Source organism: uncultured Rikenella sp. (assembly GCF_948810725.1).
Taxonomy (GTDB): domain Bacteria; phylum Bacteroidota; class Bacteroidia; order Bacteroidales; family Rikenellaceae; genus Rikenella.
In genome coordinates this window covers 18,903-29,139 of sequence record NZ_CAQIVA010000020.1, presented here as the reverse complement: position 1 = coordinate 29,139, position 10,237 = coordinate 18,903, and the positions used below count along the sequence as shown (strand labels likewise).

Genomic DNA, 10,237 nt, shown 5'->3' with positions numbered 1-10,237 from the left:
TCCCCCAGCGGAGGCCCGCAACTAACGTTGCTCTGGGCCCCGCAGGCTTCGACCCGCTTAACCCGGATTCGAATAACGCAGTTCTTTGTCCCCGTTTATTCCGAGAGGCAACGCAACTGAAAACCGTAGGCGCGGTTGCTCGCGTGGCTGGGATTGAGAGCCTGCGGGTTGAAGTACAAGTACATCCCACCGCTGCCGTGCACCGACGACGAATAGCAAAATCCGACGTTGCCGTAGCCGTCCAGCACGCCTGAAGCTGACCAGCGGTAGCCCGGGGCGGGGCCGCTCGACACTCGAAAGCTAATCGCCTCTACCCCAATGAGCCACCCTACCCCTGCCAAAATTCGAAAATCAGGCTATCTTTGTAGCAGCAAAAACCAAACTACCCGAACCCGAGATGAAAAAACTCCTGATCGCAGCCGCCGCGCTGTGTACCCTCGGACAAGCCGGTGCGCAAAAAACACCCGCCGACTATGTCAACCCCTTTATCGGCACCTCCAACTACGGCACCACCCAACCCGGGCCCGTCGTGCCCCAGGGGATGGTCAGCATGTCGCCCTTCAACACCATTCCGCGGCCCGAACACAAAGTCCACACCGGCGGCTGGTGCTCCACCCCGTACGTGTGGGACAACCGGTGGACGATCGGTTTCACGAACGTCAACCTCAGCGGCGTGGGGTGTCCCGACCTCGGGTCGCTCATTCTGATGCCGACGACCGGGAAGCTGGAGGTCGACTTCCAGAAATACGCCTCGCCCCTCGCCGAACAAACCGCTAAAGCAGGCTACTACTCCGCAAAAGTGGAGGCCTACGACGTGCTCGCCGAGATGACCACCACGCTGCGCTCGTCGCGGTCGCGGTACACCTTCCCCGCCGGCGAGTCGCACATCCTCTTCAACATCGGACAGGGGCTCACCACCGAATCGGGCGGCTATGCCCGGATCGTGTCGGACTCCGAAATCGAAGGGTTCAAAATCATGGGTGACTTCTGCTACGGCGTGCCGCAGTCGGTCATTCCGGTCTACTTCGTCGTGCGGACGAACAAACCCGCCGAAAGCGTCCGGTACTGGAAACGGCAGCCCGACTTCTCGCAGAGTGCCATCAAGGATTGGAGCAGCACCAGCGGACGATATAAAATCTACGACCGGTTCAAACAACCGATTGCGGGGGACGACATCGGCGTGGCATTCGACTACTCCACCACCGACGGCGAAGTGATCGAAGTTTCCGTCGGGGTTTCTTACGTCAGCATCGAGAACGCCCGCGAGAACCTCGACCGGGAGCAGCGGGGGAAGAACTTCGACGCTATTTATGCCGATGCGGTGGCGGCGTGGAACAACGTATTGGGCGTGGTCAGCCTCGACGGCGGGACGGAAGACCAGAAAACCCAGTTCTACACCGGCCTGTACCACAATTGGATACACCCGTTTGTGCTTCAGGATGCCAACGGCGACTATCCGGAGATGGAGAGCGGCCGCATCCGGCGGATGCCGGAGGGGGCGAACCGGCTGACGATGTTCAGCGGATGGGACGTCTATCGGCTGACGCCCTTCATGGGAGCCTTCTTCTTCCCGCAGCGGCAGAACGATATGGCGCGGAGCATGATGCAGATGTACCGCGAGGCGGGCAACCTGCCGAAATTCGAGATCGCGGGCAAGGAGTTCATGGTGATGGAGGGCGACGCGGCGCTGCCGTATATGACGGCCTGCTGGTTCCTGGGGCTCACCAAGGGGATCGACACGGAGACGCTCTATCAGGCGATGCTCAAGAACGCGACCGCTCCGGCCGCTGAGAACCGCATCCGCGGCGATCAGTCTTTCTACGCGGAAAACCACTATATCCCGCTGCGTTCACGGTTCGACAACTCGGTGTCGCAGGCGATCGAATACTACGTAGCGGACTGGAGCCTCGGCCAGATGGCGCGGGCGCTGGGCCGGACGGCAGACTACCACATACTGAACGCCCGTGCCATGGGCTACCGCAAATACTTCGACAAGAGTTACGGCCTGTTGCGGCCGGTGCTGCCGGACGGGACGTTCATGCCGGGCTTCGACCCGCGCGAGGGCGAGAATTTCAAACCGGTGAACGGGTTCCATGAGGGGAGTTCGTGGAATTACTCGTTCGGCATCCCGTACGACATTCCGGGGCTCATCAAGCTCTACGGCTCGCCGCGGCGGTTCGTCGATTCGCTGAGCGCCTGCTTCGACCGGGGCTACTTCGACATGGGCAACGAACCGGACATGGGCTATCCGTACTACTTCTCGTATGTCAAGGGTTCGGAGTGGAAGACGCAGTACTATGTGAACCAATGCCTGGAACGCTACTTCGGCAACCGGCCGGGCGGGCTGCCGGGCAACGACGATGCGGGGACGATGAGCGCCTGGCAGAACCTCTCGATGATGGGAATCTACCCGGCGTGTCCAGCCAAGGCTGAATATATCATTACCACACCGACGTTCGACAAGGTCACGATCCGGCTCGACCCGAAATATTACACGCAGAAGGAGCTGGTGATCGAGGCGGTGAACCGCACGCCGGAGAACATCTACATCGAAAAAATCGAGTTGGGGGGTAAACCTTTCCGGAGTTACTTCATCTCACATAAGGCTTTGACGGAGGCGGGCCGGCTGACGATCTACTGCACGGACAAGCCGCGCAAGTAGCCGGGCTGCTTTGGGGGGATTTTTTTGGAGGGCGTTCCTGCGGGTTTTCGGATGCCGCTCGTCCCCGTTTATTCCGAGAGGCAACGCAACTGAAAACCGTGGCCGCGAGTGTGCGCGGTGCTATAGTAGAGGTACTGCGCCCGGAACGTCAAGTCCAGGCCGTGAATGCCGCCTGTGGCGGAAGACCAGCTGTATCCGTCGTGGCCGACGTCGTGCAGCACTCCCAACTCTCCATAGCCTGAGTCGCGGAAGCCCGGGGCCACAGGGCGTTTTACGGACTAACGCTGTTGTTTTGCTTTTGCTTTGGGGTAAATCCTGTCGGTTTTCGAGTGCCGAGCGGCACCACCCCGGGCTACCGCCATCGGGGGACGGGTATAGTGGACGGTGACGGCAACTATGGGTACAGTTGGTCGTCTGCGGGCAGCGGTATCGATGGCATGCGTTTGTGGTTCCACTCGCAGGGTCTCAATCCCAGCTATGTAAGCAACCGTGCCACCGGTTATCAGTTGCGTTGCCTCTCGGAATAAACGGGGCGTGAGCCCGCGGTGGACAAGGGGCAGCCTCTACCCGCCCGGTACGGCCCGAACAACGAACTTTTAACTAACACAACCAATACCAACCGAAAAACTCGTATGAAAAAAATCCTCCTGAGCACGGCTCTCGGCCTGCTCGCCGCAGGCGCCTTTGCCGACGAGGCCGTGAAAGTCACCTACGCCACCCCCGGACGCGGCAACCGCGCTTCGGTCATGCGCGTCGTTCTGACCATCGACGGCGACCAGTGCCGCACCGGCTATGAACTCGACACCGCCCTGCTGATGCAGAATCCCGAATGGAACGAACGCATCAAAGCCAACAAAAACAAAGGCGAACGCCGACGCGGAGTCACCGAAACCCAATACATCGACTACGGAACCGGCAAATACTACGGCGTCGCAGAGATGCCCGACGGCGAGATGATCGCCACCGAACAGTCCTTCGTGCTCGACTCCACCCTCAAGATCGAACCCAGCGATACGGTCATCTGCGGCTACCCCTGTAAAGTCGCCACGGCCATCATCCGCTCCAACACCGTCAAATACTGGTTCACCGACCAGGCCGGCGTGCGGGGCACCGCACAATCGGCGGCACATCTGCCCAACGGCCTTGTCCTGATGACCTCGCGGAACGGACACATCGGACTCCGCGCCCAGTCCGTCGAGAAGATTCCGTCGACCGGCGGCCCGATCATCCCGGCGTTCGACACCTTGGTGGACGCCTCAATGTACCGCTACCGCATCAACAACGCCGACGTGATCACCATCCCCGTCTTCCGGAACGAATACATCGGAATCACGAAATCCGACGCCCCGAAAAGCGTCGATTCGCTGCTCGCCGACGTCGTCTACCGCGTCAGCGGCGGGACGATCATCCTGAAAAAGGTCAAACTGCCCGAATCGGCCAAAGGGCGCGACATCTTCGTGCAGGTGGTTCAGAAGGCTGACAAGGATGCCTACGACCGCACCGGATCGGCCTTCGTCATTCCGGTCGGCAAAGAACAGTCGTTCCTCGACGCGCTGGTGAAAGGGATCGACAGCGTGCCCGCCTTCGTCTCGAACAGCGGCAAATCCTATCCCGGGATCATCGCGACCGACACCTACGACACGCCGGTCGAAATGCTCCGCTTCTTCACCCCGTTCGGCGTGGGAGGCTACAACCGGGGGATCAGCGTGCCGGGACAGGTGTGGGCCGACTCAGTGATCTACCATCAGGACGTCACCCACCTCGCCCCGCTGCTCGAAGGCGAAGCCTGGATCGGCGCCTACATCGGCAACTGGGCCGAAAAGGGGCACAAACTCTCGCTCACCCTCAAATACCACCCGCAGGGCGGCGAAGAGGGGCGGCGGATCGTGGTGCCGGTCTTCAACTCGCTGAACCTGATGGAACAGGGCGGCCAGGGATATCCCGATTTTCTGGGGAGCGACTCGCTGCGCGTGACGATCGACGTGCCGGAAAACATCCGCGGCGCACAGCTCGTCTACCTCACCACCGGACACGGCGGCTGGGGCGGCGGCGACGAGTTCAACCAGAAGGAGAACACGGTCTGGATGGACGGCGAAAAGATCTTCACGTTCATCCCGTGGCGCGAGGACTGCTCGTCGTACCGGCGTCGGAACCCGGCTTCGGGGAACTTCAGCAACGGCCTCTCGTCGAGCGACCTCAGCCGGTCGAACTGGTGCCCGGGGACGGTGACCAATCCGGTCTACATTCCGCTGGGCGACCTGACGAAGGGGAAACACTCGTTCACGATCGCGATTCCGCAGGGCAAGCCGGAGGGATCGAGCTTCAGCTACTGGTGTCTGTCGGGGGCGATCGTCGGCGAGGCGGTCGAACAGCTGCCGGGCGACGAGTTGCAGGCGGCGGATGGCAAAACGCCCAAAAAGGCTCGCAAAGCGAAGTCGAAGAGACGGTAACTTTATACCTACTAAATATAGAGAGGGCGCATATCCGACTTGCGGATATGCGCCCTCTCTATTATAATCATATCACTACCCCACCCGGCCGACGAAAAAGACGGTGGGTTCGCCCTGCATCGTCAGGCAAAACAAATCGGTATTTCCTCCGAGTCGTACCCCCAGCGCCTGAGCCACCTCCTCAGCCGAAGCCGAGAATCCGCGCCGATGGATGTTGGCGCGCCGGATGCTCCGCATCCGCAACAGACGGGCAATCTCTTTCGGTCGATAAGGGTGCCGAAAGGTGATTCGATAGACTTTGCCGACAAAATGTTCCGGAAGTTCCGCAGTAAACAAACAATCCCCCTCCAGACGCCATCCCCCCGGCACGTCGCCCAGATACTGTGCCGCATAAGCCGCCACGGTTCTGGACTTATAAAATCCGACGTCGGGCACCGCCAAAAAACGCTCCTCGCCGGGCGGCAGCGCACCGGTCGAACCGACGGAGTCCGCCGCCACCTGTTCGCGCGCGAAGTCGAACCGTTCCACCCCGCCATGCCGAATGGCGGTCACCCGTCGATACACCTGTGTCCTATCTGCCTCGTCCGAAAAACCGAGCCAGACGAGCACCTCTTTGCACTCGCCATCGACGCTGACGACCTCTACGCCCGCCTCCGGGCCGAACAGGCGGTTCACCTCGTCAACATCGAACAGGGGCGAGAGTTTCAGCACGATCCGCCGCGCCGCACGCCGCAACACCGGCAAGAGTGTCAAGACGTTCGGCGAGCTCTCCTCCAGCGAGTAGACGCGCCGTCCGTCGCCGCTCTTCCGCGACGGGTCGATATAGACGAGATCGACGGTCTGTCCCGCATGGGTGTCAGCCGTCCACTGTTCCAAAAATGCTTCAGCCGTACAATTCCGTACCTCGACGTTCCCCACGCCCAACAAACCGAGGTTCCACCGGGCGATCTCGGCCCGCAACGGATCACTTTCGACTGCGATCACCCGCTCGAAAACCCCACCCAAGGCCCGCGCATCCACGCCCAGTCCGCAGGTCAAATCCACGGCCAGCCGCCGTTCATGAGGGGCCAAAAGAGTGCGCAGGGTTTCCGCCTTCATCCCCGCCGCCGCTTCGCTGCTGGACTGCTCGTAGGCGACCTGCGGCACGATGCACCGCGCGGCATAATACGAGGGGAGTTTACTCCGACACTTCTGCAACATCCGTATCTGACGCGTGACGGCCGGGTTGCGCAGCGCGAAAGCCAGCCGCTCCGGATCGCTCTCCAGATAGCGTTCGACGAGCTGTCGGGCTTCGTCGGCGAGGAGTATGTCGAGGTCGTGTCGTTCCAATGGAGGGTCGATTCCGACTATTGTCGTTCCTTGATCCACTCGCGGGCATTGACGAAGGCTTCGATCCACGGCGTAATCTCATCCTCCGACCGCGGCGCCACGTTCGGATAATAGCCCCAGTTCCACGGCCGCAAGGCCCGCTCCAGGTGCGGCATCATCGCCAGGTGCCGCCCGTCCGCCGAACAGATCGCTGCGGCGTTGTAATCGCTGCCGTTCGGATTTCCCGGGTATTCCGAATAGAGGTATTTCATCGGAATGTGGTAATGCTCTTCGGCATACGGCAGGTGGAATTTCCCCTCGCCGTGCGCCACCCAGGTGCCCAAGATCGAATTTTCGAGCGACCGCAGCATCACGCTGGGCGACGGCTGAATCGTAACCCCCAGGAACCTCGACTCGAATTTGTGCGAGTCGTTGTGCAGCATCTTCGGCCGTTCTTCGTCCGTCTTCGGCGCGATGAGCCCCAGTTCGACCATCAGCTGGCAGCCGTTGCAGATCCCGATCGACAGGGTATCCTGCCGGGCGTAGAAGCGATCCAAGGCCTCCTTGGCTTTCGGATTGTAGAGGAAGGCCCCGGCCCAACCCTTGGCAGACCCCAGCACGTCGGAGTTGGAGAACCCGCCGACGAAAGCGATCAGATTGACCTCCTCCAAGGTCTCGCGCCCCGAAATGAGGTCGGTCATATGCACGTCCTTGACGTCGAATCCCGCCAGGTGCATCGCCCACGCGGTCTCGCGGTCGCACTGGCACCCCTTTTCGCGGATAATCGCAGCCTTGATGCCGGTTTTCGTTTTGCGTTTCGGGTCGATGCCGTACTGCGACAATTTGCCGCTGAAATGAGCCGGAAAGTCGTAGTACAACGGCTGTTTCTTATAGTTCTCGTACCGTTCCAGCGCCAGCTGCGGCGTGCTCTGGTTGCAATCCAAGAGGTACGAAGTCCGATACCACACATCCCGCATTTTGTCGATATCCAGCTGGAGCCGCTCGCAGCACCCGTGCCGCAGCGAGAATTTCCGCTCGCCGAGCACCTCGGCGATCCGCACCCCGGCCACGCCCATCCGGTCGAGCGATGCCAACACCGCCTCGACCCGTTCCGACGCCACCTGAAGCACCACGGCCGGTTTTTCGCTGAACAGCAACTTCACCAGATCGTCGTTCCGCAGCGGGTTCAAGTCCACCGCCAACCCGGCCCGATTCCCGCCGAACGCCATTTCGAGCAACGTCGTAATCAAGCCGCCGCCCGACACGTCATGCCCCGCCAGCACATCGCCCCGTCCGATCAGCTCCTGCACGCCGTTGAACGCCCGCGCAAAGTACCCCGCATCTCTGACCGTCGGCACGTCGGCCGACGTGCCCACAGCCCCCACCACCTGTGCCAGCGCACTCCCGCCCAATAGGAAATCCTCGCCGCCCGTCATATCCACATAGACCAGCGCACTCCGATCGCAATATTCCTCATCCACCGCCGCCCGCACGCACTTCTTCACGTCCGAAACCTCGCCCGCCGAAGTAATGATCACCGTCCCCGGCGCCATCACGGCCTGTCCGTCCGGATACTTCTGGGTCATCGACAAGGAGTCTTTCCCCGTCGGAATGTTGATTCTCAAAGCCAACGCAAAATCGCTGGCCGCCTCAACCGCCCGGTAAAGTCTGGAGTCTTCCCCCTCGTTTTTACACGGCCACATCCAGTTGGCGCTCAAAGATATAGACTCCAGCCCTCCCCTGATCGGCGCAAAAACGATATTGGTCAACGCCTCCGCCATCGCCAGCACCGAGCCTTTGGCCGGATCGGCCATCGCCGCCGCCGGAGCATGCCCCAGAGCCGTCGCGATCCCCGCCGTCCCCTGATAGTCGAGCGCAATCACCGCACAGTCATTGAGCGGCAACTGGAGCGTCCCCGCGGTCTGCTGCATCGCCACGCGCCCCGTCACCGAACGGTCCACCTTATTGGTCAGCCAGTCCTTACAAGCCACCCCTTCGAGCTGCAACACATCCGTAAGGTAATCCCCGACCCTATCGACGTCGTACTCCGGCGCACGGTAGGCCTCGACAACCGTATGGTCGGTCATCACCGTCCGCGGCGCCTCGCCGAACATGGCGCTCAGCTGCAAGTCGATCGGTTTATCGCCCGTCCGGTTGTCCACGAAGGTGAACTGCATGTCCCCGGTGGTCTCCCCGATGACGTACATCGGCGACCGCTCGCGCTCGGCAATGGCCCGCAGTTTGTCGATGTGTTTCTCGTCCATCACCAGGCCCATCCGCTCCTGCGACTCGTTCCCGACGATCTCCTTGTCTGACAAGGTCGGATCACCGACCGGCAGCCGGTCGATATCGATCCGCCCCCCCGTCGCCTCGACCAGCTCCGACAGGCAATTGAGGTGTCCCCCCGCTCCGTGGTCGTGAATCGAGATGATCGGGTTGTCGTGCTCCTCGCTCAACGCCCGAATGGCGTTGTATGCCCGCCGCTGCATCTCCGGATTCGACCGCTGGATGGCATTGAGCTCAATGGCATTGGCATATTCGCCCGTCGCCACGCTCGAAACGGCGCCGCCGCCCATCCCGATCCGATAATTATCCCCGCCCAAAAGCACAACCTTATCCCCTTTTGTCGGCTCGTCTTTGAGCGAGTCGACTTTCTTCCCGTAGCCGATCCCTCCGGCGAGCATGATCACCTTGTCGAACCCATACGTCTTCCCATTTTCAGCATGTTCGAAAGTGTAAACCGACCCGGTGATCAACGGCTGCCCGAACTTGTTCCCGAAGTCCGAAGCGCCGTTCGAAGCCTTGATAAGGATATCCTCCGGAGTCTGATAGAGCCACGACCGTGCCGGAATCCCCCGTTCCCAGTTTCTGCCCCCGTCTAATCTGGGATACGCGGTCATATAGCAAGCCGTCCCGGCCATCGGAAAGGCCCCTTTCCCCCCTGCGATCCGGTCGCGAATCTCGCCGCCCGTCCCCGTAGCAGCGCCGTTGAACGGCTCGACGGTGGTCGGAAAGTTATGGGTCTCGGCTTTGATCGAAATCACGCTCTCGAAATCTTCGGTCTCGAAATAGTCCGGCCCCTCATGGGATGCCGGCGCGAACTGTTCGACCACAGCCCCCTGCAAAAACGCGCAGTTGTCCTTATACGCACTCACCACCCGCCCCGGATTCGTGGTGGTGGTCTTCTTGATGAGCTTGAAGAGCGTCTCCGGCTTCTCCTCGCCGTCGATGACGAACTGTCCGTTGAAAATCTTGTGCCGGCAGTGTTCCGAGTTGACCTGCGAGAAGCCGAACACCTCACTGTCGGTCAGCGGTCGCCCGATCCGCACCGCCAAATCCTTGAGGTACTGTATTTCATCCGGGTTCAACGCCAGGCCCTGTTCCCGGTTGTAAGCCTCGATGTCCTCGATGTGGACGATCGGTTCGGGCTGCTTGTCGATGGTGAAGACGTCGCCGTCGAGCGTCCGGTACATCCGGTAGAGCATCTTGTCATAAGGTGCCGCCTCGCTGTCGACCATCCGGAACTCTTCAATCCGCACGATCCCGTCGATGCCCATGTTCTGGGTAATCTCGACGGCGTTGGTGCTCCACGGGGTGATCATCTCGCGCCGGGGGCCGACGAAGATGCCGCTCACCGATGAAACGTCGAGCCACTCGGCGTCGCCGAAGAGCCAGCACAGTTTGTCGATCGCCGACCGGTCGAGCGCCGCGGCGGTCTGTACCGCAAAAAGGGTGTCGTCTTTACGGAAGAGTTGTATCATGGGATGGTGTATGGTTTTCGAACTTCAAATATACGTTTTTCCGGGCGGAATTCCGC

At 60.9% G+C, this 10,237-nt stretch carries 7 protein-coding genes; 3 read left to right on the top strand and 4 right to left on the bottom strand.

Annotation, left to right across the window (positions count from 1 at the left end; translation table 11 throughout):
• Nucleotides 1-95: 95 nt before the first annotated feature.
• Nucleotides 96-293: a hypothetical protein gene (locus Q9S52_RS06795; protein WP_304708585.1), complete on the bottom strand. Its 198-nt coding sequence runs from the start codon at nt 291-293 to the stop codon at nt 96-98.
• Between the two features lie 104 nt (nt 294-397).
• On the opposite strand from Q9S52_RS06795, the gene Q9S52_RS06790 reads away from it, so the two are divergent.
• Nucleotides 398-2,662, top strand: coding sequence for a GH92 family glycosyl hydrolase (locus Q9S52_RS06790; protein ID WP_304708584.1), 2,265 nt, complete (start codon nt 398-400; stop codon nt 2,660-2,662).
• A gap of 68 nt (nt 2,663-2,730) precedes the next feature.
• Here Q9S52_RS06790 and Q9S52_RS06785 read toward each other — a convergent pair whose 3' ends face one another.
• Entirely contained in the window at nt 2,731-2,925 is a 195-nt protein-coding gene (locus Q9S52_RS06785) for a hypothetical protein (protein ID WP_304708583.1), read from the bottom strand.
• Between the two features lie 66 nt (nt 2,926-2,991).
• Between Q9S52_RS06785 and Q9S52_RS06780 the strand changes: the two genes are divergently transcribed.
• A complete protein-coding gene (locus Q9S52_RS06780) occupies nt 2,992-3,189 on the top strand; it encodes a hypothetical protein (protein ID WP_300727247.1) in 198 nt (65 codons plus the stop codon).
• Nucleotides 3,190-3,294: 105 nt separating this feature from the next.
• Nucleotides 3,295-5,112: a PNGase F N-terminal domain-containing protein gene (locus tag Q9S52_RS06775; protein ID WP_304708582.1), complete on the top strand. Its 1,818-nt coding sequence runs from the start codon at nt 3,295-3,297 to the stop codon at nt 5,110-5,112.
• 75 nt (nt 5,113-5,187) lie between these two features.
• Here Q9S52_RS06775 and Q9S52_RS06770 read toward each other — a convergent pair whose 3' ends face one another.
• A complete protein-coding gene (locus Q9S52_RS06770) occupies nt 5,188-6,441 on the bottom strand; it encodes a hypothetical protein (RefSeq protein ID WP_304708581.1) in 1,254 nt (417 codons plus the stop codon).
• A 17-nt stretch (nt 6,442-6,458) separates the two neighbouring features.
• Entirely contained in the window at nt 6,459-10,181 is a 3,723-nt protein-coding gene (gene purL, locus Q9S52_RS06765; protein WP_304708580.1) for a phosphoribosylformylglycinamidine synthase, read from the bottom strand.
• Nucleotides 10,182-10,237: the final 56 nt, after the last annotated feature.

Bases quoted from the DNA above. Each gene is read 5' to 3' on its own strand.
- Q9S52_RS06790 (WP_304708584.1), top strand. From the start codon at position 398: ATGAAAAAACTCCTGATCGCAGCCGCCGCGCTGTGTACCCTCGGACAA.
- Q9S52_RS06775 (WP_304708582.1), top strand. From the start codon at position 3,295: ATGAAAAAAATCCTCCTGAGCACGGCTCTCGGCCTGCTCGCCGCAGGC.
- purL (WP_304708580.1), bottom strand. From the start codon at position 10,181: ATGATACAACTCTTCCGTAAAGACGACACCCTTTTTGCGGTACAGACC.